Genomic DNA, 25,996 nt, shown 5'->3' on the forward strand with positions numbered 1-25,996 from the left:
TCCTTTTTTATCAATCCTTATTGTGAAAGCATCACAGTAAATGAACCTTGCGCCAACTTCGTCTGCATGGATGCATCATATGCCATAAATGAAAATTCACACACTGCACCCAATTCAACCTCTTTTTTAACTTCAAGTACTGCCGTTTGCTCTCGCATTTTATTCAACAGTTGAATCGCTTTTAAAGAGATGACAAAACCAATCTTAGCTTCACCATCTTGTGCAAAGGCTGCACTGCTTTGAGCCGCAGCTTCAAAAAACATGCTCAATGTAGGTATGGAGGGAAACTCACATTTTACTGTCGCATGGCTTTGCTCACATGCAATAATACTTTGAGCAAAACGTACAGGATCTAAATGAGGCAATTTCACAGTTTAACCTCTATGATGTGTCGTTGATTTGGATCGAATGTTTGTGCAATTCCTATCAACAACTCAAGTGAAGCGGGTACTTTTTCTTTGCATTTTTTAATTACATGTGTCGCTTCATCTTGTGTTACTTTCACTTTTAAAACCACAGCACACTCTAAAAAATCAATGCACTCATTGACCTCTTCAATTTTAACAATATTCAAAGTCTCCGTTGCTAAAAGCAAAATTTCATCCCCATCTAAAGCTTTGATGGCACCGAGTTTTAACAACCTATCTGAACTGTTGTCCCCACACGAGATGGTCAAAATTTCATGTTTGTTATTTTGTAAAATTGAAGCATATGAAACAGGCGTATTATAAACAGAGTTTTGAAAATCTGTAGGAGAAATACCCTCTTGATGTAAAATGGCATGCAAGATATTCGCCGTTGCAGGCAGTTCTCCAAAAGCACTGGCATACATAATACGCCCTTGCTCAAATTTCACTTTATCAATTAATTCTACTACAAACTTCGCGGCTTTAGTCAGACGTCGTCTAAAGACCATTTTAGGTACCAACTCTTTGGTACGAAGTTCTTCAATGCACTCTTTGTCCATCATATATGCGGCATTGGTTATCTCTAAATTAATTTTCATTGCAACGTCCAAAAAGCAGACTTGTGTTATTCCCACCAAAAGCAAATGAGTTGCTTAATACATAGTTCAACTCTTTTGAAATGGGTTCATTGCTGTATGCCACATTCTCATTTTCAATATTTACAATATCTTTACTTGGAGGGATGATATTTTTAGCAATGGCCAAACATGCAATGATCGCTTCAATAGCACCTGCAGCTCCCAGCGTATGTCCTGTAAAGGATTTGGTTGAACTCACATAGGGTTTGTTTTGGATAAATAAAGCCTCAATCGCATTGAGCTCTGAAGTATCATTGGCCATGGTTCCTGTACCGTGCGCATTGATATAACCTATGAGGTTTTTATCCACTTGTGCATCATTGATGGCATTTTCCATGGCTTGTTTTGCACCCAAACCTTGCGGGTGAGGTTGGGTCATATGGTGTGCATCTGAGCTGTATCCCACACCACAAATCTCTACAGAGTGTTTGCTTTTCTTATTTTGCACCAACAACACTGCAATACCTTCAGAGACATTCATGCCTTCTCTGTTTTTTTCAAACGGCGTACACGGTTTGCTTGAAAGCACACTCAATGCATGAAAACCACACACCGTAGTGTAGGATAAAGAATCTACTCCTACAACCAAGACATTCTCATAAATGCCTTTGTTGATTACCTCTTTGGCATAACCCAACGCATTTGCACTGGAAGTACACGCTGTTGAAAACGAGATGTCATCATAAAACTTAAAATATTTTTTGAGTTTATGCGCAATGGCATCAATAGGGTGATGTTTATAATCAATGTTTTTATACGATTTATCTTGAAAAAATATCTTTTCCGTTTGCGCCATTCCACCTACTGAGGAACCTATTACAAGCAGTGTATTAGAAAAATCTTTCAAGTTAGAGTTTTCCAATACATTTTGACAAGTATTTACAAGCAGGCCTTCAAATGGAACTTGAGTATTGATTTGCCCTATGGCCACAATGTTGTCTTTGACATAATGATTGTTTAAAGTGATGGTCTCTTTTTTTTCGCAGATAGTTGTAAAGAGCTCTTCACTGCTTTGACCCGCACAGCAAATCGAGTCAAAACAGTTGATGTATGCTTTATTTGTTTTCATTGATATATTTTAATAAATTCTCAACTGAAGCAAAAATTTCATTGTACAGTTCCGGATTTTGAATCTTTACACCATACTCTTTTTCAATGATTAAAACCAATTCAATTGAGTCAACTGAATCCAGTCCCAATCCCTCATCACCAAAAAGTGCATCAGTGTCACCAATCTCATCCACTGTGATGTCTTCAAGCTTTAATCCATCGATTAAAACCTGTTTAAACTCATCGCTTCCAATCGCCATTTTATCCCATTCCTTCAATAATATTTAGTGCAGATTATACCCTTTAAGTACTTTTAAATCTCTTAGTGCTTTTTAAGGTAAAAAAGTAAACCATTGTTTACTCAATCATGCTCACGAGTGCATCAATTTTTTGTCGAGTATCTTTCACAAAATAATTGTTCTCATCCCACACATATCCTGAAAGAATTGAACTGATGGATTGTTGTATTTTTTCAGATTTGTGTGCACTGAAGAAAATTTTTCTCAGTTTGCCTTCATACCAAGCATATACAAACTCTCTGAACACGTTAATTCCAATCATCATATAATCTTCATAATCTTTTTGCCAGTCAACTTTTTCACCCTTTAACTCTTTGATAATGAGTTCTGCAACTTTATTTGAAGACTCCAATGCCAATGTTACTCCAGAAGAGAAAACTGGGTCTAAAAACTCTGTTGCATTGCCACTTAAAGCAAACCCTTTTCCATACATTTTTTTAATGGCTGCTGAGTAACCATTGATGATACCCACTGGTGCAATCTTTTCCGCTTTTTCAAATTTCTCTTTAAGGTACTTATGGTCACTGATAACTTTATCAAAAAATGCCTCTTTACTTAATCCTGTTTTTGTGAAATACTCCTCTTCACATACCACACCAAAAGAGGTTGTTCCATCACTGAAAGGTATGACCCAAAGCCATGCTTGGTTGTCATCATGAATCACAATATCAATAAACCCTTCTGCATCTCCATCTCGTCTGAACTCCCCTTTCACACGAGTAAAAATTGCATTTCTTAGTTTTAAATCTGAAGGAATATCCAAATCCATCAATTTTGGTAAAACTCGTCCATATCCAGAAGCATCCAATACAAATCGAGCTTCAAACTCTTGGATATTTCCCTCTCTGTCTTTTGCAGTGATTTGGTTCTTGTCATTATCATATGCCATTACTTCATAGCCATGTCGTACATCTGCACCCAATTTTTTTGCACTTTCTAAAAGTACGTTATCAAACTCTTCTCGTTTGACTTGAAAACTGGTACCCCATTTTTGTCCCAAGTTATTTCTAAAATCAATATATTGCTCTTTTTTCTCTTCATTGATAAAAATGGCTCCACCTTTGACCATATAATTTTGAGATTCAATGGTATTTATAAGATCATTTTCATCTAAAATCTGATTACATCTTGGTAACAGTGATTCCCCAATAACAAATCGAGGGAAGTCTAATTTTTCTAAAATCGTTACACTGAATCCCGCATTTAACAGCTTACACGCCGCAACAGAACCACTTGGTCCCCCACCAATAATTAAAACGTCACATTTTTCCACTACTTCTCCTTGGAATTGATGGCATTATTATATACTTAGTTAACTTTTGATAAAATATCAAAAATTAATTTTAGTAATATTTAGGAGTATTTTTCATTGGACAATTTGTACTTGACTCTCGATAAAAGAGTCTCTGAAGATTTAATGGAGTTTGATATCCAATTTGCAGATGAAAAACATCCTATCTTTCAAGCACACTTTCCAAGCAACAGCCTTTTGCCTGGCTTTTTACACATTGATGTTGCCGCTGAACTTTTAGGTACAACCATCCTTGAAATTCCCAAAGCGAAATTCATCCAACCCATTTTACCTCAAGATACCATTCAGTTTATCATTAAGAAAAAAGAGTCAAGCTATTTGGTCACCACAAAAAAAGATAATAAAAAATGCAGCGAGTTTACTTTTGTCACAGAATAGAAAAATAATTGTTGTTATTCCAACTTATAATAATCCCAAAACCATTGCAAAAGTCGCTCAAGATGTTTTAGACAGTGGCTATGAACTTATCATTGTGGATGATGGTTCCACACAAAAAGTAAGCGAGCTGGTTGAAAAAAATAACCAACTCACTATCCTGCGTCATGAGACCAATTTGGGTAAAGGGCAAGCCATCTTAACAGGTGCACAACAAGCCAAAGAGTTTGGTTATGAGTATTTTGTCAGCATGGATGGAGACGGTCAACATTTGGCTTCTGAAATTCATAAACTAAGTGACGCCATTGATTCACACCACCAACTCATTGTGGGGTCACGAAACTTTGAAATCAAGAATGTCCCAACCAAATCAAAAGTGGGTCGAGCTTTTCATAACTTTTGGATAAAACTCAACAGTGGGTATGATATTACCGATTCTTTGACAGGTTTCAGACTCTATCCTGTGAGTATTTTAGATTTAAACCTGCAAAGTAAACGCTTTAACTTTGAAGCTGAAGTTTTAGTTAAACACTTTTGGAAACATAAAAACATGAAAGATATTACCATCGAGTGTTACTACCCAACTCCTGAAGAGAGAGTAAGCCACTTTGATAACTGTACAGATACGGTCTCTATTACCCTGTTACATCTGAGACTTTTCATGCAACGTGTTTTTTTACTTAAAGGGATTTTTTAAAATGTCAGCCAAACAACGTGTGGGTGGTCCAGTTGTAAAGACCCTTTACAGACTCTATAAACTCTTTGGATACCACAGTGTCTACTACTCACTTTATTTGGTCGTATTGTACTACTTTTTATTTGCGAAAAATGTGCGAATTGCGCTGAAAGATTACTACAAACATTTGGGCGTTGCCTTTAGTAATAAAAACTTTTTTAAACACCTATTTAACTATGCCATTGCCACAAGTGACCGTTTCATTTCAAAAGCACATCCTGAGCACTATGATTTTATTAACCAAAACAGAGAACTGCTTTTAAGTGAGATACAAAACGGTGCCATCTTACTTTCCAATCACTTTGGAGGGTGGGCCGTTGCAAGCAACTATTTCAATGCTTCAAATGTCAAAGTCAATGTCGTGATGAATGAAGCGATGATTCAAAATGCCAAAGAGTTTGAATCCATGATCAGCAAAAAAAATGAAGCGTGCGTACAAATTATTGATTTATCCAAAGGAAACATCGCTACTTCTATTGCGATTGGAAATGCACTGTTAAACAATGAATCTGTTGCTTTTATGGGGGATAGAGCTTTAAATGAAAAATATGAACACTCTGTAAACTTTTTTAATGAACCAGCAAATTTTAATAAAAACCCTTTTTTAATTGCTTATAAAACACAAAAACCCATCATGGTCATTTTTGTGGTCTATAAAAAAATCAGAACCTATGAAATGGTATTTGAAAAAATTGAACTTGATTATACTTTACGTGAAAATGAGGCCATCAATAAAGGAGTCGAACAGTACGTGCACATCTTAAGTGACATGCTGAAACAACACCCAGACCAATGGTTTAATTTTTATAAATTTTGGGAGAAAAAATGAACCTATCAATTGACAAGAGATACATCACTTTAGATGAGATTATCCAAGCATCGCAAGTAAATATCTCAACTGACCAAGTATTTTTAGACTATATCAACAAAACACACGACTTTTTGATGAATCAAATTCGTGATGGTAAGCCTATTTATGGAATTACAACAGGATATGGTGCCAGCGGTAAAAACTACGTTACGTTTGAAGACAGTAAAACCTTACAAAAAAATCTTTTCAGATTTCATGGTTGTGGTATTGGGAAAAACCTTTCTCATAAAGTATGCCGATATGCAGTAATCATGAGAACCATCTCATTGAGTAAAGCACGTTCGGGAGTGAGCGTTGAACTGCTTCACCGACTTGAAATGCTGGTACAAAAAGATATTATCCCAGTAATTCCATCTCAGGGTTCAGTGGGAGCAAGTGGTGATTTAACGCCGCTTTCATATATTGCAGCTGTTATTGCAGGTGAGCGAGAAGTATACTATCAAGGTGAGATTAAACCTGCCATTGAAGTGTATGAGAGTTTAGGCATAACTCCCTATGAGTTTAAACCTAAAGAAGCGTTAGCCATCATGAATGGTACAACCATCATGAGTGCCATTGCTTTAGCAGCCATTGAAGAGTTTGAAGTCATTTTAGACTCAATGGAATCATATGTTGCAGGGATGTTTGAAGTGCTTTTAGGAGATGATACGCCTGTTGCAGACTTTGTACATGACTCAAAACCATTCAGTGGTCAAATTGCCACGGCAAAAAACATCCAAAACAAAATTGCTGGGTCTAAACTCACTCACGGAAGAGATGACCGATACGATAAATTCTTTGCAGATAATGATTTAAATATCCAAGACAACTACTCAATGCGTTGTGCACCACAAGTTTTAGGTGTGGTTCGAGATAATTTAGACATCTCTAAAAAATGGGTGGAAACAGAGATTAATTCCGTCAATGATAACCCGCTTATTGATGGAGAGAATGAAAAAATCTATACTTCTGGAAACTTCTATGGTGGATATGTTGCACACGCAATGGATACCCTTAAAATTTGTGCAGCTAATTTAGCAGACTTATTGGATAAAGAGTTTGCTCTGTTAGTTGACCACAAGTTTAACCGAGGATTAGGGGAGAACTTAAAACTCTCTCATGAACCATTTTACCATGGATTTAAAGCAATGCAAATCAGCTTAAGTTCTTTAAGTGCTGATGTGATTAAAAATACAACGGCTGCTTCCATTCACTCACGACCAACCGAGTCATTGAACCAAGATAAAGTCTCAATGGGTACCACTGCGGCGAATGATTTTGCTAAAATGATTCCAGAACTTTATAACATGCTCTCCATAGCATTTATTGGTATGGCACAAGCCGTGGATATTCGAGGAAATGACCAAGTATCTCCACACCTTAAAAATATCTACAATGCAACGCGAGAGATTGTTAAACCTTTATATGAAGACAGAAGAATGGACATTGATATTGTAGAGATGTACAAACTTTTAGAAGCTGGAACATTCAAATAAAAGAGGTTGTCATGGAAAGAAAAAGAGTATTAGTCACAGGAGCAACAGGAAGTATTGGGGAAGCCATCGTTAAAGAGTATGCCCAAAATGGTTACTTTGTTATCATCCACTACAACAGCAATCAAGAAAAAGCACAAGCACTGCTTGAAAGCATTGATAATGTGGGTGAACTTATTACGTTTAACATGCAAGATAAGGCTTCGATTAAATCTGCTTTAGAAGATATCACCGTGGATGTGTTAATCAATAATGCAGGTATTATAAAAGACAACCTCTTTTTCTTTATGAGTGATGATGAGTGGGAAGATGTGATTAACACCAACCTTACAGGAATGTACTACGTTACGAAGATGATTTCAAAAAACATGATGATGCAAAAGAGTGGAAGCATTGTTAATGTGGCTTCGATTTCAGGTCTGGGAGGCAATGCAGGGCAAGCCAACTACAGTGCAAGCAAAGGAGGCGTGATTGCCTTTACAAAAACGCTTTCAATTGAACTTGGACGATACAACATTCGAGTGAATGCACTCGCCCCAGGTATCATTGAATCAGAAATGATTGAGAACATTCCAAACACCAAAGAGTTAAAAAAAGGAATTCCTTTAGGACGATTTGGACAAGCACAAGAAGTAGCACAATGTGCTTACTTTATAGGAAACAGTGCAACCTATGTCAGTGGAGAGGTTCTGAATATCAGTGGGGCAATGGTGCGTTAACGCATGAATACCCTACTGGCAATTGTTTATGCACCATTGGTTTTTTATGCCTTAAAAACCTTTGATATCAAAATGGTCTCAGTGGCCATCATGATTGCCAGTTTACTTTGGACACTTGCTTTAATCAAAAAAGGATTCAAAGCAATTTTATACCCTCTTTTGTACCTCATCGTAGGATTAATGACTTTTCTTTTAGATGATTTTATGGTTCTAAAAATCTTACCTTTACTTATCACTGCATTTATTACAGCTGTTATTACGCTTTCATACATTAAAAAAGAGTCCATTATTTTGCACTTTGTCAAACGTTTCTCAAAAAAAGAGTTCAATGAACAACAAGAGGTCTATATAGAGCGTTCCACTCTTTTTTGGGTGATGGTATCGCTTCTTAATCTTGGGCTTCATTTATACGCATATCTGAGTGTTGATATCAACTTTTGGGTATTTTACAGCTCCATTGGAGGTTATGCCCTGCTTTTATTAGCTGGACTGTTTCAGTTTTTACATAAAACATTTATTTTTGATAAAAGAGTGAATGGCTGATGGATATTATATTTGTAAATCCCCCGTATGAACAGATTGCCAAAGGGTTTGATTGTGTACGACATATCTCAAACCAATCACCCTCTTTAGGGCTTTTACATTTAGCAGCACAAGTGATTGAAGATGGTTTTTCTTGCTCTATCATTGAGTGTGCGATTGAAAGACTCAGTATTGAAGAAACCGTTGAGAAAATCTTAGAACACAATCCAAAATTTGTGGGCATCACACTTTTTACAGTGGGAGTACACAATGCCAACTTGATTGCCAAAGCTTTGAAAGAAAAAGCACCTCATATCACCATCTTAGTTGGGGGTCCTCACATCTCATCGATGGGAATGGAAACCATGGAGCGTTTTCAAAGTTTTGATATTGCGGTGATGAATGAAGGAGAAATCACTCTTTCTAAACTCTTACCCGCACTTAAAAACAACCAAGACATCTCTAATGTAGAAGACATCATTTACAGAGACCAAAATCAACTTGTTCAAACAACCAACAGAACAATACAAATAGAACTGGATGACCTGCCTCTGCCTTCTTGGCATTTGTTGCCTAACTTTCCAAAAGGGTATCCTTTAACAGTTTTTGATTATCCCAAAGGACCCGTGGCTACTTTTTCTGCTTCAAGAGGCTGTCCATTTAAATGCGAGTTTTGTGATACCTCTACATTTGGAGCAAAGATTCGGTACTACTCGCCACAAAAAGTGTTTGAAATCATGCAGTATCTTCAAAACACTTATGGCATCACGCATCTGCAATTTGTGGATGATTTGTTTGTGGCCAGTAAAAAACGTATTTTAAAACTGTGCGAACTCATCATTGAAAGCAATTTTAAAATGACATGGAGTTGTACGGCACGTGTTGACAGCATTAACCCTGAAATTCTTCATCAAATGAAAAAAGCGGGATGTTGGGAAATCAGCTACGGTTTGGAATCAGGAAGTGATGCCATGCTTAAAAATATGCGAAAAGCCACCAAAACAGAGCAAGCACGTAATGCGGTGCAATGGACACATGACGCGGGTATTCGATGCAAAGGACTTTTAATGTTGGGGTATCCAGGTGAAGATGAAAGCACTATTGCACAGACCAAAGCCTTTGTTAAAGAGTTGCCATTGACAACCATGAATCTCTCAAAATTCACACCTTATCCAGGCTCCCCTATTTATATCAAACTCTATGGTACCTCTATGAGAGATGAGGATTGGGACAGAATGAACGGGATGAACTTCATCTATGAACCTGAACATGTGAGTATGGAAAAACTGCACTTTGAGTATCGAAATATTTTAGAAGGTTTTTACCAACGTCCTCAAATTGCGCATCACTATGTTAAAATGATATTGAGATATCCAACGCATCTTATGCGATTGCTCAAATTTGGCTTGTGTTCTTTTAAAGCCAAATATCTCAAAAAGGCACGATAAATGTTTAAAGCACTGTTGATATATATTTTCTTACTTCAAGCACTCTATGCACAAACGATTGCATTTAAAGAGGAGCGTTTTTTTCAAGCTTTGAATAACTCTGTGTATAAAACAGGCGTCATCACCTTTGAAAAAAAGAGCATACAACTTCAATACGATAACTCACCACAAATTTTTATATTTAAGAACAATCAACTGATTGAAACGTCAACCAATACCATCATCAAAAATCAAGCATCCATTATCTATTTTACCATTTTACAAGCTCTTTTTAATGAGGACTCAACGACTTTAAAGTACTACTTTACACTTGATAAAAAAGAAAAGATCCATCTACTTATTCCAAAAGAGCAAATCAGAAACTCTATTGATAAAATAGAGTATGAGAAAAAAGAGCACCAGTTACAACAACTTCGTGTCATTTTAAAAAACAGCGATAGGATTGTCATTGAACCTCTTTATTAAACGTCTTAACCTTATTGTCTTACTCATTTGTGCAACTCTTTTTTTCACGCAAGGGTACCATCATCACATCAGCAACTCTGTTCTCTCTATTTTACCTAAAGGGGAAAACAAAGAGTTGCTTAAACACTATGACCAGTTTCAAAACAGTAAAACGCTGTTGGTTGCGTATAAAGGATTGGATGAGGCTTCATTTAAAGCTTTTCAAACGCTACAAGAAAAACTGCTGTCTTTAAAAGAGCTCACCCTTCAGACGGTTGAACCCAATGAAGCTTTTGAAGCGTATAAAAAAGAGTATGCACTTTATTACCAGACATTTAACCAAGAGAAGTTTCAAACCCTCAATACCCAACAAGAACTTCAACAACTCTACACGCAACTGACTCAAAGTTTTTTTGCGCCACACATAAATACTCGGGACCCTTTTGGTCTTTTTAAAAACAGTACCACTGCAAACTCACTTCAAATTCGAAACAATCAATTAAGTGTTTCCAACTATGGTTATGTGGCTGTTTTTAATATTGATTCAAATGTCAATACACTCAAAGCATATCAATCACTTTATAAAACTTTACATGAACTCGTACCTCCCAATGAAAATATTAAAATGTTCAGTACACTTTTTTATTATGTTGAAAATGAACACGCCATCAAAAGCGATGTGAATATCATCATCACGTTAGCTTTGCTTGTGCTGATTATTTTGTATGTCATCATTGTACGCAACATTCAACTGCTTTTTCATACGTTAACTGCCCTTCTTACTTCAACCGTAGTGGCCATGCTTTTTATTACTGTTGTTTATGAAGAGGTCTCTGTTTTTGTGATTGTCTTTGGGGTGTCCATCAGCTCTGTAGCAATTGATTATATGTTTCACCACTACATGCATGACTACTACACTTCAAATAAAGGTTTTAACCAAGAGGTCTTTTATGGTTTTATGACCACCTTTATTGCTTTTTTTGTGGTCAGTTTTATCTCTTTTGATTTGATCAAACAGATTTCACTTTTTACGTTGGTTGCGCTTTGTATCTCTTATATTCAATTCGCATTTCTTTTTCCTATCATCAAGTTTAAAGCACCCAAGTGTCTGCCATTTGCCTTTGTCAACTACTCACTGCCTTCAAAATATATTCTTCTTTTTTCTGTTGTAGGGATTATGGTAGGTACGTTTTTTATACGTTTAGATACCAACTTAAAAAATCTGGATTATGATAATAAGACACTTAAAGCACAAGAACAGTTTTTCAAACATCTCTTTGAACAACAACCCTCTCTTCCTTTAATTCTTACAGCAAATAATGTTGAAGCGTTGCTTGAAAATTTTGCTCAACTTCAAAAGCACTATACAACGGTGCAATCTAAACTGGCTATGGTTGTGACCGCCCAACAATTTAAACAAACCAATGCACTGCTTCAAAGCAAAGCCTTTCAAATACTAAAAGAAGATATTCAAAAAAATGCCGTAACTTATGGATTTAATCCTGAATTTTTTAAAGCAAGTTATCAAAGCACAACCAAAGTGCCTCACTGGTCACTTGAAAAACTTCAAAGTATGGGCTTTGATATATTACAAGTCAATGACCAACTTGCCACATTGGTCACCGTCTCACAAAAAGAGTTTGCACAAAAATCCACACTAGAGTTTGCAAAACCATTGAGTTTGCGACTGATGTTTGAAGAGGCATTAAAAGCAATTCAACAGCAACTCATATTCTTAGGGGCCATTACTGTGATGATTATTTTTATACTTTTAGCCCTGATTACTCGTAAATCGTTTTTTAAAGCAGTAAACTTTTTACTCTTTCCATTAAGTATGATCATGCTCTTTAGTCTTACGACACCGTTTAATGTACTGCACTTGTTTATGCTTTTTATTATTATGGCATTATGTATTGATTATGCGATTTATACCGCAAAGAGTCTGGATACTCAAACAAAAAAAGCTATAATATACTCACTTTTAAGTACCTTTGCAGGATTTGGGGTACTGGTCTTCAGTCACATAAATGCCCTGCAATCTATTGGAAGTATTGCAACCATTGCGGTACTCTCACTTTTTATACTCTTAATTTTTTCAAAAAGGTTTTCTCAATGAATCTGATCGTTTATCACGATGACTTATCTGTAACCAAACACGCTTTAGAAAAAGAGCACTTTCATAATCCTTCCATTCAAAACAAAGTAGGATATATCGGTTCAGATAAAAAAGAGAACAATGCCTTGCAATTTTTTGAAAGTTTTTACAATGATGGCAAAGCCATCTTGTTTGACCATACCAATAAAGTCATCTCACAAAAACTACAAACACTGGGTATACAACCTTTTGGTTCAAAGACTCCTACACCCACTATTTTTGATGAGAAAGATTTTTCAATGATGTACTTTACAAGTGGAAGTACAGGAGAGTCTGTGGGCGCACTCAAAACCAAACAGCATCTTTTAGAAGAGATCAAAGTCTTAACGCAACTCTTTAGCAGTAAAAAAATCAAACGTGTGGTGGTCACCGTTCCATTTATTCATATTTACGGTACGTTGTTTGGTCTTTTGTATCCTTTGTTAAATGGTTTGGATATTATTTTAAAAGAGCATTTTTTACCGCATGATTTACTTCACTTAATTGATGAACACTCACTTGTGGTAACAACACCTTTATACATCAAAGCACTAAATAAAATTGGGGAGCACAAAGATCTTTCAAACAGTACATTTGTGAGCTCCACTGGGCCATTGGATGCACAAAGTGCAGTGACCTTTTCTCAAAAGTTTAACACCGATGTCATCCAAATATTTGGTTCAACGGAAACAGGTGGAATTGCCTATAAAACAAACGATGAAACACTTTGGACGCCTTTAGAGAGTGTAAAGGTATCCACGAATGAGCAAAGTGAACTTCAAATTGCGTCTGCATTTGTATCAGATGAGTTGTATGAAAATGGTTTTAAAACCATCAATGGTGTGGTTCAAAGTTTTGACTATGTCGAACTCAATGCGCATAACCAGTTCAAACTCATTGGTCGCAGTTCTCAGATTTTAAAGATTGCAGGTAAACGTTACTCCACCATACAAATAGAGCACATTTTAGAAGAGCAAGAGGATATTGCCAAAGCCTTGGTTTTTGTAGAGCATGTGGATGATGCCTTAAAAGATGAAATTTTGGATATCACCTTAGAGACAAAAACGCCTTATACAACCAAACAGATTAAACAAATTTTGCAACACAATCTATCGAATTTGAAGTTTTCCATAAAACTCACACTTGTAGAGCATATCCCCACTTCAAGTGTGGGTAAAAAATTGAAAATAACCTAAGTTTTGATATACTTTCAAAAATTTAAAGAGAGAAAATGTCCATAAAAATAGAGAACTTGAAGAAGTCTTATGACCAACAAACCATTTTAAACAATCTGAGCCTCACTATTGAAGAGGGTTCTGTATTTGGTCTTTTAGGTCCCAATGGTGCAGGAAAAACCACCTTGGTCTCTATTTTAAATTTTCTGATTCCTAAAAACAGTGGACAGATTTCTGTTTGTGGTTACGATTTGGACCATCATGCCAAAGAGATTAAACAAATTTGCAGTTATGTACCACAAACTTATGCCTTTTATCCCAAGCTTACCACGTATGAAAACCTTGAGTTTTTTGGTGCCTTGTATGGTTTAAAAAACCAAGCCTTAAAAGATAAAATTGATGAGTGCATCGAAGCCACCTCTTTACAAAACTATGTGAACAAACAAGCACATACGTATTCAGGAGGACTGAAACGTCGTCTTAATATTGCCATTGGACTTTTAAATGACCCCAAAGTTTTATATTTGGACGAACCCACTGTTGGTATTGACCCACAATCTCGAAACTATATTTTAAATGTGATTAAAAACATCAACAAAGAGAAAAACACAACGATTATTTATACCTCGCACTACATGGAAGAGGTGGAATTTTTGTGTGATGATATCGCTATTTTAGACCATGGAGAGATTATATTGCATGAAAAAAAAGAGCAACTGATACAACAAAGTGCACAAATACACATTGAGCTTGAAACGGGTGAAAAGAGATCCATAGAGACTCAAAATGGGTTTAATGCCCTTGTGGATTACTGCAGTGAACTGAAATTGCATAATCAAAACATCAAGCACATTGAGTTTGGACATAAAAATTTAGAAGCGATGTTTTTATCATTGACAAAACAGGATTTAAGAGACTGATGTTTAGCTACCTATTAAAAAAAGAGTTTACCCTAATACTGAGAGACATTCATGCACTTTTAGTGCTTTTTATTATGCCCACACTCTTTATACTTATCATGTCACTGGCACTTAAAAACAGCTACTCCAATACCATTGATGTAAAACTCAAAGTAGCGGTACAAAGTAGCACTCAAACCCAAGTCGTCACCAAACTCATAGAAAGCATCAATCAAAACAGCTTTTTTGACGCTCGTTTTGTGCAACAAAATGAAGCCAAAGAGAGGCTTTACAGAGACCACTACGATTTTGTACTGAATGTGCCTGAAGCCTTTATCTCTGAAATCAAAGAGCAAAAAGAAGATTTTAACATTGAGATTTTCACCACGCCAGATATGCAACAACAAAAGAGTGCTGTGCTTAAAAGTTTGATTGCTTCATACAGTACAAAAACCATTTTAGATGAACTTTTGAGCATGCAAAATATCAGCAATGATAAGCTTGATTCACTCTCTTCTAATATCACAGTGACCACACTTGCAAAAGATGAAAACTTTAACATCACACCCACTTCCGTACAACAAAGTGTACCTGCGTGGTTGGTTTTTTCAATGTTTTTTATTCTTATTCCTATTTCCAATACCTTTATCAATGAGAAAAATTTTGGAACCATCAGTCGAATACGAAGCATTAATGTATCACTTTTACCCATTTTAATCAGTAAAATTTTTCCTTATTTTATCATCAATCAAATCCAAGTGGTATGTATGATACTTGTGGGGATGTACATTGTGCCACTGTTGGGAGGCGATACTTTAGAGATTTCAGGTAACTATGGTATGATATTTTTAGTATCGAGTGTAGTGAGTTTGGGCTCAATTTCATTTGCACTTTTAATTGCAAATATTGCTAAAACCACCGAAGAAGCGACGACTTACGGCGGTATATCCAATATTATTTTAGCAGCCCTTGGGGGTATCATGGTACCCAAATTTGTCATGCCAAAATTCATGCAAGATGCCACAGATTTCTCACCCATGTCATGGGGACTAGAGAGCTTCTTAGAAGTGTTTGTTCGTGGTGGGTCGTTCAGTGATATTTCCCATTATGTTTATAACATGGTATTTTTTGCTATAATCTGTTTAATATTGGCATATATTTTATTACAAAAGAGGAGTTAGGTTGATAGGTTCACAAGACGATCAATTAAAATTAGAGTTAAAACAATTAATTATAGAAGAGTGCGATAAAGATATAGAACCTCAACAAATAACCGATGATGAAGTTTTGTTTGGAAGTGATTCCCAACTTGAATTAGACTCAATGGATGCATTACAAATCTCAATGGCTTTACACAAAAAGTATGGTATCAATACCAACGACAGTAAAGTATTACGAAAAATTATGGAATCCATTAATACTTTAGCAGACTACATCCAACCCAAATAGATGAACGCATACATTACTGGAAAATCTTTAGTTTGTACTTTAGGAGATGACAAACAATCTATCATCTCTTCGGTGCAAAACCTCAAACAAGAGAACTACTTATCTCATCTGCAATCGATGTTTCAAGAGCGTCTTTTTTATCCCATTAAATCATTTGATAACCACTCCAATGTAGAGCGTTACCACGCTATTTTAGACAAAGTGGTCTTTGATGCCTTAAAAGATGCGAAGATTACTCAAAAAGAGCAAAAGGAGTTGCATATCTTTATTGGTTCAACTTCAATGGAGATGGGAAGCAATGAAGAGGTACGTTCACACAGTATAAATGATACCACCCAACCTCTTTTTAAAGATATTGGAAATGGTTCTATTGGAGAGTATGTGGAGCAACTCATTGGTTCAAAGTATAAAGCTCTGCTTTTTACAACGGCTTGTACCTCCAGTGTCAATGCTTTGTCATATGCTTCAAGGATGATTGAGTCAGGAAAAATCAAACGTGCCATTGTAATTGGCTTAGAGCTTTTTAACCAATCCACTTTGGGTGGCTTTTCCTCTTTAATGTTGCTTTCGCAAAGTCAAATTTACCGACCTTTTGATAAAAACAGTGATGGTATCATTTTAGGAGAAGGGTGTTCCGCTGTTGTGGTTGAAGCAAACCCAAAAAGAGATACTGATTTTAGATATTGTGGTTTTACGAATGTGTGTGATAACTACTCTGAGACCACCAGTGACCCTTCAGGAGTACCAATCTTTAAAACCATGCAAAGCTGTTTAGAAAAAGCCAATCTCTCATTACAAGATGTCACCTGTATTAAAGCCCATGCAACAGGCAGTGAAAACAATAATCTCTCAGAAGCCAGAGCATTACACCAACTGTTTGAGAAACATCAACAACAAACATCAGTGACTTCACTCAAACCTCTTCTAGGGCACACTTTGGGTGCATGTGGTACCAATGAAATTGTCTTGATGCTCTATTGTGTAGAGTCGGGCTTTCTGCCTGCTACTTTCGGCTTTGAAACCCCAGCAGAAGATGTGGTATTTACACCATTACAACAACACACCTCGTGTGATCACAAAGCTACGTTGCTTTTTAACTATGTTGCCTTTGGTGGAAACAACAGTGCCATTATTTTAACGAATAAAGAAGGTAAGTGATGTATTTACATGCCACTTCACATGTTTTAAATCCTCTTTTAGACATCAAAGCGTATCGAACTTTATTAAAGCCTCTTACAAACATCAACTTAAGACGTTCAAGCAAGTTTAATATTCTGGCTGTTTACGGTGCTTTGCTGTGCATGAATGAGGTGAAAAGTTCACAACAATTTGGAGTTTATGTGGCTACTGAGTATGGTCCCATTATGGATGTGCATAATGTTTTAAATACGGTGAATATGGATGACTCTATTATCATGCCTTTTGACTTTTTAAACATCAACAGTAACAACGTCAGTTTTTATGTCTCAAAAGCATTGGACGCTTTTGGTAAAAACATGGTTTTAACCAGCGAAGAGGTCTCCTTTGAAAAAGCTTTACAGCTTGCGCTCTTTGATTTGGAAACAAAGGATGTACAAGATGTTCTTGTTGGCGCAGTCGATGAATCTTTAGAACAAATCCCTCATTATGCACAATACACTTCAGATGTACTTAAACAACCAAGTTGTGATGGCAGTTTCTGGCTATACGGTAACTTAAAAAAAGAGCATGCCGTAGCACAAATAGTTTGTATCAAAGAGTATGAAAATGTTGAATGCTTCTTAAAAGAGGTTAATCTAAATGGCACCACTGTTTCATGCAATCAATTTGCAGCATGCAATGAAGCGTTAAAAAAGGCTGCACAAACAGTTTTAACACCTAAAGCGTTTTTTGGTTGTGATGGGGCAGTTACTTTTTTTGAACTTCTTGAATATAAAGGAGAAGTTTACCATATTGCTCAAGATAAACACGGTAAACTCATAGTTATTACACTCAGAGTGTTTTAAGAATCTTACACGCCTTCTCTTCAAACATTGATGCTTCAATCAATTTTTCTGAGATGGCTTGTGGGCTAAACTTCTGCGTTTTTTTACTTGATTCTACACATAAAAGAGCAAACTCTCTTAACGCATTTCCAGATTTTACAAAAAGTTCTGATGCTTCTTGAAGTTTGCTTTCATCTAATCCATACCCCTTAGCCTCTTGTAAAAATGCAGCGTACAAAAATCTAAAACCTCCCCCACCGGTTCCTATCTCCTCTTGCATACGAACAATGTGCGTTAAAAAGTTTTTTACATATCTTTCATTGTTATCAAGTTTGAGTTTGGCAATCTTTTTAGCTAAGGTGCGCATCCCTTTTACTCCCGCATAAGGAAAAGGCGTTAAAAGAGTCTTGGCATTTTTAATGATGGCTTTTTTAATCACCTTACCTAAATCGATGTTTTCAGGTATGTGTTGGGGATAGTATAAGAACCCTTTTGGAGCAAATATTCCTCGTGCAAATCGAGCTTTGGTAAGCTCTTTTTCATCACACGTCACCAAATCTTCAAACACGGGGTCTGAAATGGTGTAATCACTTCCCTCTTTACCTACAACTAAAAGGTTATGTGCATTAAAGTGAAACCGCATATCTTTAGGGAAATATGGCAGATAAAAAACCGATGTTTGAAGACCAACGAGTTGATTCTCTTCAACAAATTTGGTTAAATCAGCGTTGGCTTCCAATGGATTTTTATAGTGCTTTTTTACCATGGTTATACCCAAAACTTTTGAGATATTTCGAATGATATTTTTAGGCAAGTTTCTGTAAGCAATCAAAGGCATGTTGCTGATTTTTACCACAGGCAAATAGACAAAAGAGAGAGAACTGGTGATTCCAAATGCCATAGGCTCACTGATTTTAAGTCCATAACTGGTCAATAGGGTTGAAATCACTCCACTTTCACAATGTGCAAACTGTGAGTGTTCAAATGTTCTGCTCATGCTTTAAATTCCTTTAGCTCTTGAAGTCTTATATCAAATGCTTCACAATAGCGTTGCAAGATTTTGTCATTGAGTTTTTTAAAATGCTTCATTTTCAAGTGTCGTTTTACTCGAAAGGCAAACATACCCACTACGGAGCAAAGCGTGGGTAAATCCATTCGATTTTTATACATAAAAAACTCAATCGGAGAGCTTTCATTGTTTTTAATTCTTTCCAAACTCTCTTTACAGAGTTGTTCAAACTCTTCTACTGCAACTTGTGTCGCAAACTCTTCCGCACTGCTTCCATATTTTTGACGTTCAAAGTGACCACTCTCATCGGTGACATACATCACTTTACGTTGACCTTCAAGAATTTTATTCTCTTCTTGTGGTATCTCTATTTTTTCCATTACACCACTTCTAAATACATAAAGGCTGTAGAGAAACGTCCACTTTCAGGGATATAACAAAGCAGTTTCTCCCCTTTTTTGAGTTTCCTGCTGTTGAAAAGCTCTTCAAGCATGATATACATCGATGCACTTCCAGTATTCCCAAACTCGACTAAGTTGGTGAACCATTGCTCAAAAGGTATTTCAAAGTCGGCCTTTTTCATCCCTTCATAGACTTTTTCTCTGAAAAAAGTTGAAGAGTAGTGAGGCAAGAAGTAATCAACATCATCGATTTTCAAACCACGTTTTTCAATAATCTTTTTCATGGGTTTGGTCACAGTGTACTCAATGATATTTTCATTGAGTAATTTGACGTTTTGTTTGATACCCAACAAGGATTTTTGCATCACCTCTTTTTGCTCGTATGCTCTCCATGAAGTTGCTTTGTCATTTTCGTCCACATGACATCCACTGTACATGCAAATTGGCATTTCACCTGCATAAGAGTAAATATCAATCCACTTCACTTCCAGTGAGAGTCCTGAACTGTTTGGTCTGTTTTGAAGCAACATTGCTCCTGCACCATCTGAAAGCATCCAACGTAAAAAGTCTTTTTCAAACTCTATTCCAGGATTTTTCTCTAACTCTTTATGGTCAGACTCCTCTTTAAAGTTTCGTGCACTTAACACCATGGATGAGACTTCAGACCCTGTTGAGATTCCATTTTCAAGCTCACCTGCTTTAATTCCATAGTAGATGTATTTTAATGCATTGATTCCACTTAAACAAATCCCTGAAGCACTGATGGTCTCAATTTCAGAGATACCCAACTCCCCTTGAACCATCAAAGTGTGGTTGGGCATAAGTTGGTCGGGTGTTGTTGTACCACATGAAAGCGTTTGTAACTGTGAGAGTTTAAAATCTTCATTCTCAAGCTGTTTTACTGCATTGGCTGTAATTTCTGCATTTGAAAAAAGAGGGTTTTGTGTCCCTTTTTCCATCACATAGAATCGTCGTTTGATTCCATTGCTTCTTAAAACAATACTTTTGGCTTTTGATTTTTTGCCACCAATATATCCCAGATACTCCTCCATCTCCGCATTACTTACGGGTTCATTTGGCATAAATTTCTGTATATTATTAATAAATACCCTATTCATTTGTTAAAAATTCCTTCATTCTTTCATCGCCATTACCCGAAGGTAATTCATAAAATTCTTTTTGTTTTATTACTTTTTGTTTATTAATTTTTCGTAAAATGGTTTGTATAATCATATTTAAAGGCACAATTGTCAAAATAATCAACAATAAAAAAACAACATACAACATCACAACAGGACGTCGTTTTTTGCTTCCAAATGGTCCCATTTTTCGTATGAGTTTTCCCCATATCTTAAAACTTTTGGTTGCAATTTGTTCACTTTTAATGAGTTTCACATCCACATCCACAGCTTGAAGACCTTGACATAAAGGAGCGAGCTTTTTTTCTTTATCGTTTTGAAGTGCTTGTTTAATGGCTTCACCAAAACGCACTGATTTTCTTAAATCCTCTTTGGCAATCCCCGCTTTTGGAAAGACTCCCCACAATCTGTTTTTTTTACCTGTGAGCATCCATCGAGGCGTTGTTACAAATGTGGCCAAAGAGTTTCCTTGGTCAATGAGAACAATATTGTCAATGAGCGTTGCTTCTAGTTTCTCTAAAAGCATTTTCACCTTCTCTTGCGCCATAACCCACATGTTTCGGCAACCAATCACTGTAATGACAGGTTTACCTTTGAGTTTCTTTTTCGCATACTCACTTTTTAAAAATGCCGTAATGGGCAAAGAGGGTGATAAAAACCATACTTGATAAGGTAAGATGACCAAGTCATACTCATTGTCATCCTCTTCAATCGGTTTTATTTCAGGTGGGTCTAAATAGACAGACTCTGGGAAAGCATCCATAAAGGTCATAAAATCCCAAGGAAAAGGGTAAGGGGTCACGGGTTCAATTTTCTTAACCGTCACCTCTATGCCTTCTGTTTTCTCTAATGGTAAAATAATATTATGAGTCAATTCATCGAGTTGACCCGTTTGAGAATAGGATATAACTAATATTTTTTTATTCAATGTTTTCTCTCATGTTATTAAAAAATATTATATTATACCAAACGTATTATTAATATCGGATTCGGCTTGCATCACCAAGCATTGCATTGTCCATTGGGCTAAAGAGCCAACCTGCGACATCTTTTCCTAAAGTATCCACTGTTCGGACTAAAACTGAACACGACCCTTTATACGCACCCCAAAAACCTCCACCAGAGATTCTTGCTGCTTTAAATGATCCAAAACTCTTTTTTCCTTGTACTAAAACACCTGAAATAGCTGTGTATTTATTGTGTCCTCTGAATGCTCCACCTTGACTGATGGCATCATCAATTTGAACTTTTAAATATAAATCATTACTTCCAATATTGTTTTTAAATTTCACTGTTAGCCCTTGTTGCATTGCATATTGTTGAATAAACTCGGCTAACTGTTTATCAATTTGACACTCTTGTTTGATATTTGGGGCAATTCGATTCCCTTTAGCGTACGGGATAATGCTTTTCATATAGATGGTTTTTCCATTGGTATTAATGCTTGCACTGCTTTTAGAGTAATTGCTGGTATTCAGTGACGTCGAAGCAGTAGTACTACTGCTTGACGAAATTGTTGTTACATTTCTGGCTGATTCATTTCCCATTACACCAATTTTAGATAACTCGTAGTTGATGTCTCTCTCTAAGTTTGCAACCCATTTGTTGTAGTTTGGATGGATTTTATTGGTTTGTGGATCATATTTTAAGTTTTGACTCTCTTTATACATGATTTTATATCCTCTTGTATCAAAAGAGATATTCAATACAACCAAATATCTTCCACGAACGTTGTTTCTTACTTCGAGTAATCCTGGTTTAATTCGTTTACTGATCCACCCTCGTCTCATTGCACCTTTTTTGATGGTTGCTTCCACTTTTGACAGACTCAGTTTTTTATCACTGATATAACCACTGTTGTCAATATTTTGAACCAATGCTCCACCGCAACCTGTAGCAATAAGTACAACTAACGTCACTAATGCCGTTAAGCTTAAGATTTTTTTCACATTTCCCTCCTTAAGTAGCTTAAGTGTAAGATTGTAGCAATGCTGAAGTTACAACTTCTTTAAATAACACTTGAGTTTATTTTATAATTATAAATTCGTCACTATTGTAAACTTACTGAAAGTGTTTGATAAGGGTTGTACAATACATTTGCTCCACTTTGAATTTTTACATTACGTCTTTGGGTAAAATCGACCAAATATTTCCCCGCATAATCCACTGAAAATTGTGCACACAGTTTTGCTGCTTGTTCAATGACTTCTTGTGGCAACTCTTTTTTTGTGTTTTGCACAATCACATGACACGAAGTTCGGTCTTTTAAATGGAACCAAAAATCACTTGCTTTACTGTTTTGCAGTACATAGACATTCTCTCGCTCACTCTTACCCAAAAGAATTTTATACCCTTTATAAAAGAAACTTTCACACAACTCTTGTTTTTTTGTTTTGGTCTGATTTTTCTGCTTTTTAGGCATTAAGAACTCAAGTTCATCGCTGTTTGAAGATGCATTGATTTGTTCAATCATACGCTCTAAAAAGGCTTGTTTTTGTTCAAGATTGTCTCTTTCAATGTGAATATATTTCGCTCGTTGTTTTGCTTTTTTTGCTTTAGAAAAGAGATGGTTGGCATAACTTGAAGGCGTGGGATAATTGGTATCCAACACCACTTCTATTTCATTGCCTGAAAAATCCGTTAACACCACTTTGCTTTCATACGCTTTGATATTATGAAGATTACTTAAAATCAAATTGGCTTTTTCGTACAAAGTATTGGCTTGTTCATACAGTGACTCTTCAGACGAGAGCGATGTTAAGAGTTTTTTGATTTTTGAGAGTTGTTTAAAAAGTTGTTGCACCTTTTGCTTTTTTAGCTGCTGTAACAGTTGTGCCTCTTTTTGTTCATAGTTGGCATACAAAAAAGCCTCAATATCATCTATTTTTTCATGTTTAAAATCAAAATTTGGCTTTGGAACCGCCTCTAACTTTTGTCCGACTTTCACAATACGAGAAGAGGAAAACTCATCAATGTGTCGCAGTGCTTCTAATACAATTTCATTTTCATCTAAAATAATACCGTTGGTATTTTTCCCCGTAAACTCAAACTGCATGGAGCCTTTGAGTGCTTTATACGAGGATTGTGATACCACATCAAACCGTAACACTTTATCCTCATTGACTAACACTATGTCCTCTACTTTTACATTCATAAATCGTTTTTGAAGCACCACATCAAAAGGAGCATTAAACTCTCTTTTTGAATTAACATGTCCCTCTTTTTTATAAATGAGTGCATTTCCTTTGGTCATATCAAAATAGAGTATATTTTTATCGTTAAATTCCACACTTAAAAGATTGTTATCCAAACGTTTCATTCTTTTAATTGTTTTTGCATTTTCTTTTAAATATTTTACAATCTCTTTTAATTCATAATATTTCATCTGTCCACTTCTTTAAGAGTTTTATAGTCATAACTTATGACAAGTATCATTTTAAGTAATATAAGTTTTTTTAATATTTTTACTCTTATTTTTTCAGAGTTATTTTATATTCCTTTGATATAATTGTAGCAAAATTAATATTTCTAGGAGAATAATCGATGTCAAAATTATTGAAAATTGTAATGGCAAGTTCATTAGTATTAGGTTTAGCAGCCTCAACAGCGTCAGCGGATGCAGTTAAAGGTCAAAAACTTTTTTCTAAAAAATTAAAAAAACCATGCGGTATGACAGGAGCAAAATTTGCAGCAAAACACTCTCAAGATGAATGGGAAGCAATCAAAGAAGCAGGTAACTTTGAAGCTGAAATCATTAAAATTTGTCCAGCTGTAAAAGAGGGATATATCAAAGAGTCTTGGCAAGAAGATATTTATGATTTCTCATATGAGTATGCAAACGATTCTGGAAACGTTCCATCTTGTTAATCATATTTTAAAGCGAATAAAGGCGGCAGTGTTCTGTCGCCTTTTTTTAGTTATAATTAATATAAGAAAAAGTAATACAATTTTAAGATATGCTTAAAATTTAGAGGCGTATAATCATTTATAGGGAAAAAGGAGTCTATATGATAAAAAAACAACTGCTTGCTTTAAGTGCGGTAGCAGCACTGAGCACAACATCATATGCAGCTACGGATGCAGATGTATTAAAGCAACTTGAAGCTTTAAAAGCTCAAATTGCACAACTGGAAGCAAAACTGAACAATCAAAATAAAAAACTGGAGGATCAACTTAAAAACCAAGATAAAAAATTGGTCAAAGTTGAAAAAAAAGTTAAGAAGAATAAAGAGAACATCACTGATGTAAAAATCCATGATGCCGGGGATAACATCAAATGGGATGTTGACTTTAGAACTCAAGTGGACAATGTATCATACAAATTGGCCAATGGTGAAAAACGAACCAATGATGGAATCATGTCAAACCGATTGTGGTTAAACATGAAATTCCAAGCAGATGAAAATTCATCGTTCTTTGGTACATTATCGTATAACAAACTTTATGGTGATAACCGAGCGGATATTACAAATGCAGGTGGAACTGCAAACAATGCAAGCTTTGACTGGATCACCAATGAAGCGGCAACCAATGACAATGAAGTTAAGGTAAAAGAAGCTTTCTGGTTATACTCTAACAGTTCATTTTTAGGTAATGATGATATTTCATGGACTGCATCTGTGGGTCGACGACCTTCAACAGACGGTTTAGGAATCAATTATCGAGCGGATCAAGAGAGAAAATCTGCTCTTTCTCATACGGTTAACGTAGAGTTTGATGGATTAAGTGCTCGATTTAACTTAGATAAAATCACAGGGGTACCTGGGATGTGGTTGAAGTTTTGTGCCGGTCGAGGGTTGACCAATGCGAAACTTCGATTCTCTTCTGATGGAACAGACTACTTAGAAGATAATGACACCGCTGAAAATGTAGACATGGCGGGAATCATTTTTGTCCCTTATGACGATGGTCAATACTCTGTTCACATGAACTATGCAAAAGCATGGAACTTAATTGGTAACAAAGACCGAAATGGTGATGGAATGGCAGATGAAAACGGTAAATTCTATAACTTCGGTGATATTGAGTTAGCCACTGTGATGTTCAAAGCATTTGGTATTGGAAATGGTATCTCTGACTTTTTAGATGATACGACTTTCTTTGCTTCTTATGCCATGAGTAAAACAGACCCTGACTCAGGAGAGATGATGTTAGGTTCAAGCAACACAGAGCGTGGTCACTCATACCTTTTAGGACTTAATATGCCTTGTCCCATCACCGATGATGCACGAATTGGTGTTGAGTGGAACAAAGGGAGTAAATATTGGCGTTCAATCACGTATGGTGAAGACACAATGGTCGGAAGTAAAATTGCCGCACGTGGTACAGCGTGGGAAGTTTACAGACACCAAAAGTTAACGGATGCGTTAAGTTTTACACTTCGATATACAAAAATTGATTACGATTATACAGGAAGTAATGGATTCTTTGGAGACTATGGTACCCCAATGTCAATGGGAAATCCACAAGCTGCAACAGCAGTTGAAGAAGCTGAAAACTTTACAGCAAATATTCGATACCGGTTCTAATAAAA

General features: G+C 36.1%; 28 protein-coding genes. 17 read left to right on the top strand and 11 right to left on the bottom strand.

Features of this window, described 5'->3' with window-relative positions; genetic code table 11:
- Positions 1–17: 17 nt before the first annotated feature.
- The 5 genes from CRV04_RS04980 to CRV04_RS05000 form a co-directional block, all read right to left on the bottom strand.
- The gene (locus CRV04_RS04980) at positions 18–365 is read right to left on the bottom strand and encodes a hypothetical protein (RefSeq protein ID WP_128995725.1); all 348 of its coding nucleotides are present in this window, start codon (positions 363–365) and stop codon (positions 18–20) included.
- A gap of 2 nt (positions 366–367) precedes the next feature.
- On the bottom strand, positions 368–1,006 hold the full coding sequence (locus CRV04_RS04985) for a beta-ketoacyl synthase chain length factor (protein ID WP_128995726.1): 639 nt from the start codon (positions 1,004–1,006) through the stop codon (positions 368–370).
- A complete protein-coding gene (locus CRV04_RS04990) occupies positions 996–2,114 on the bottom strand; it encodes a beta-ketoacyl synthase N-terminal-like domain-containing protein (RefSeq protein WP_128995727.1) in 1,119 nt (372 codons plus the stop codon). Before CRV04_RS04990 ends, CRV04_RS04985 begins: the two co-directional genes overlap by 11 nt.
- Entirely contained in the window at positions 2,101–2,355 is a 255-nt protein-coding gene (locus CRV04_RS04995) for a phosphopantetheine-binding protein (RefSeq protein WP_128995728.1), read from the bottom strand. Before CRV04_RS04995 ends, CRV04_RS04990 begins: the two co-directional genes overlap by 14 nt.
- 97 nt (positions 2,356–2,452) lie before the next feature.
- On the bottom strand, positions 2,453–3,667 hold the full coding sequence (locus CRV04_RS05000) for an NAD(P)/FAD-dependent oxidoreductase (protein WP_128995729.1): 1,215 nt from the start codon (positions 3,665–3,667) through the stop codon (positions 2,453–2,455).
- Positions 3,668–3,763: 96 nt separating this feature from the next.
- Between CRV04_RS05000 and CRV04_RS05005 the strand changes: the two genes are divergently transcribed.
- Genes CRV04_RS05005 through CRV04_RS05075 form a run of 15 tightly spaced genes read left to right on the top strand, consistent with a single transcriptional unit; the run spans position 3,764 to position 17,935 of the window.
- A complete protein-coding gene (locus CRV04_RS05005; RefSeq protein WP_128995730.1) occupies positions 3,764–4,084 on the top strand; it encodes an ApeI family dehydratase in 321 nt (106 codons plus the stop codon).
- Entirely contained in the window at positions 4,071–4,778 is a 708-nt protein-coding gene (locus CRV04_RS05010) for a glycosyltransferase family 2 protein (RefSeq protein ID WP_228126480.1), read from the top strand. Before CRV04_RS05005 ends, CRV04_RS05010 begins: the two co-directional genes overlap by 14 nt.
- A 1-nt stretch (position 4,779) precedes the next feature.
- The gene (locus tag CRV04_RS05015) at positions 4,780–5,646 is read left to right on the top strand and encodes a lysophospholipid acyltransferase family protein (protein ID WP_128995731.1); all 867 of its coding nucleotides are present in this window, start codon (positions 4,780–4,782) and stop codon (positions 5,644–5,646) included.
- A complete protein-coding gene (locus tag CRV04_RS05020) occupies positions 5,643–7,163 on the top strand; it encodes an HAL/PAL/TAL family ammonia-lyase (protein ID WP_128995732.1) in 1,521 nt (506 codons plus the stop codon). The genes CRV04_RS05015 and CRV04_RS05020 overlap by 4 nt, the downstream gene beginning before the upstream one ends.
- 11 nt (positions 7,164–7,174) lie before the next feature.
- Complete coding sequence (locus CRV04_RS05025; protein WP_128995733.1) at positions 7,175–7,879, top strand: SDR family NAD(P)-dependent oxidoreductase; 705 nt, start codon at positions 7,175–7,177, stop codon at positions 7,877–7,879.
- A 3-nt stretch (positions 7,880–7,882) separates the two neighbouring features.
- Entirely contained in the window at positions 7,883–8,422 is a 540-nt protein-coding gene (locus CRV04_RS05030) for a hypothetical protein (RefSeq protein ID WP_128995734.1), read from the top strand.
- Complete coding sequence (locus CRV04_RS05035; RefSeq protein ID WP_228126481.1) at positions 8,422–9,849, top strand: B12-binding domain-containing radical SAM protein; 1,428 nt, start codon at positions 8,422–8,424, stop codon at positions 9,847–9,849. The genes CRV04_RS05030 and CRV04_RS05035 overlap by 1 nt, the downstream gene beginning before the upstream one ends.
- Complete coding sequence (locus tag CRV04_RS05040; RefSeq protein ID WP_128995736.1) at positions 9,850–10,314, top strand: hypothetical protein; 465 nt, start codon at positions 9,850–9,852, stop codon at positions 10,312–10,314.
- A complete protein-coding gene (locus tag CRV04_RS05045; RefSeq protein ID WP_128995737.1) occupies positions 10,298–12,409 on the top strand; it encodes an MMPL family transporter in 2,112 nt (703 codons plus the stop codon). The genes CRV04_RS05040 and CRV04_RS05045 overlap by 17 nt, the downstream gene beginning before the upstream one ends.
- On the top strand, positions 12,406–13,623 hold the full coding sequence (locus tag CRV04_RS05050) for an AMP-binding protein (RefSeq protein ID WP_128995738.1): 1,218 nt from the start codon (positions 12,406–12,408) through the stop codon (positions 13,621–13,623). The genes CRV04_RS05045 and CRV04_RS05050 overlap by 4 nt, the downstream gene beginning before the upstream one ends.
- A 35-nt stretch (positions 13,624–13,658) precedes the next feature.
- Entirely contained in the window at positions 13,659–14,522 is an 864-nt protein-coding gene (locus CRV04_RS05055; RefSeq protein WP_128995739.1) for an ABC transporter ATP-binding protein, read from the top strand.
- On the top strand, positions 14,522–15,682 hold the full coding sequence (locus CRV04_RS05060; protein ID WP_128995740.1) for an ABC transporter permease: 1,161 nt from the start codon (positions 14,522–14,524) through the stop codon (positions 15,680–15,682). Before CRV04_RS05055 ends, CRV04_RS05060 begins: the two co-directional genes overlap by 1 nt.
- 1 nt (position 15,683) lies before the next feature.
- Positions 15,684–15,950 (top strand): phosphopantetheine-binding protein, encoded by a 267-nt coding sequence (locus CRV04_RS05065; protein ID WP_128995741.1) that lies wholly within the window; start codon positions 15,684–15,686, stop codon positions 15,948–15,950.
- A complete protein-coding gene (locus CRV04_RS05070; RefSeq protein WP_128995742.1) occupies positions 15,951–17,108 on the top strand; it encodes a beta-ketoacyl synthase N-terminal-like domain-containing protein in 1,158 nt (385 codons plus the stop codon).
- Positions 17,105–17,935 carry a hypothetical protein gene (locus tag CRV04_RS05075; RefSeq protein ID WP_128995743.1) on the top strand — a complete coding sequence of 277 codons (831 nt, stop codon included), beginning with the start codon at positions 17,105–17,107 and terminating at the stop codon, positions 17,933–17,935. Before CRV04_RS05070 ends, CRV04_RS05075 begins: the two co-directional genes overlap by 4 nt.
- Here the strand turns inward: CRV04_RS05075 and darH are convergent.
- The 6 genes from darH to CRV04_RS05105 form a co-directional block, all read right to left on the bottom strand.
- Complete coding sequence (darH, locus tag CRV04_RS05080; protein WP_128995744.1) at positions 17,922–18,911, bottom strand: BtrH-related acyltransferase DarH; 990 nt, start codon at positions 18,909–18,911, stop codon at positions 17,922–17,924. The genes CRV04_RS05075 and darH overlap by 14 nt on opposite strands.
- Positions 18,908–19,303 (bottom strand): DarG family dialkylresorcinol biosynthesis protein, encoded by a 396-nt coding sequence (locus tag CRV04_RS05085; RefSeq protein ID WP_128995745.1) that lies wholly within the window; start codon positions 19,301–19,303, stop codon positions 18,908–18,910. Before CRV04_RS05085 ends, darH begins: the two co-directional genes overlap by 4 nt.
- Positions 19,303–20,442 (bottom strand): beta-ketoacyl-ACP synthase III, encoded by a 1,140-nt coding sequence (locus CRV04_RS05090; RefSeq protein WP_128995746.1) that lies wholly within the window; start codon positions 20,440–20,442, stop codon positions 19,303–19,305. Before CRV04_RS05090 ends, CRV04_RS05085 begins: the two co-directional genes overlap by 1 nt.
- A complete protein-coding gene (locus CRV04_RS05095) occupies positions 20,435–21,391 on the bottom strand; it encodes a dialkylrecorsinol condensing enzyme (RefSeq protein ID WP_128995747.1) in 957 nt (318 codons plus the stop codon). The genes CRV04_RS05090 and CRV04_RS05095 overlap by 8 nt, the downstream gene beginning before the upstream one ends.
- A gap of 49 nt (positions 21,392–21,440) precedes the next feature.
- Positions 21,441–22,412 (bottom strand): hypothetical protein, encoded by a 972-nt coding sequence (locus tag CRV04_RS05100; protein ID WP_128995748.1) that lies wholly within the window; start codon positions 22,410–22,412, stop codon positions 21,441–21,443.
- 101 nt (positions 22,413–22,513) lie between these two features.
- Positions 22,514–23,848: an NFACT RNA binding domain-containing protein gene (locus CRV04_RS05105; RefSeq protein ID WP_128995749.1), complete on the bottom strand. Its 1,335-nt coding sequence runs from the start codon at positions 23,846–23,848 to the stop codon at positions 22,514–22,516.
- A 158-nt stretch (positions 23,849–24,006) separates the two neighbouring features.
- On the opposite strand from CRV04_RS05105, the gene CRV04_RS05110 reads away from it, so the two are divergent.
- Together CRV04_RS05110 and CRV04_RS05115 are read left to right on the top strand one after the other, a co-directional pair.
- Positions 24,007–24,330 carry a cytochrome C gene (locus tag CRV04_RS05110; protein ID WP_128995750.1) on the top strand — a complete coding sequence of 108 codons (324 nt, stop codon included), beginning with the start codon at positions 24,007–24,009 and terminating at the stop codon, positions 24,328–24,330.
- Positions 24,331–24,470: 140 nt separating this feature from the next.
- Positions 24,471–25,991 (top strand): DUF3373 family protein, encoded by a 1,521-nt coding sequence (locus tag CRV04_RS05115; RefSeq protein WP_228126482.1) that lies wholly within the window; start codon positions 24,471–24,473, stop codon positions 25,989–25,991.
- Positions 25,992–25,996 lie beyond the last annotated feature (5 nt).

The organism is Candidatus Marinarcus aquaticus, from assembly GCF_004116335.1.
Lineage (GTDB): Bacteria > Campylobacterota > Campylobacteria > Campylobacterales > Arcobacteraceae > Marinarcus > Marinarcus aquaticus.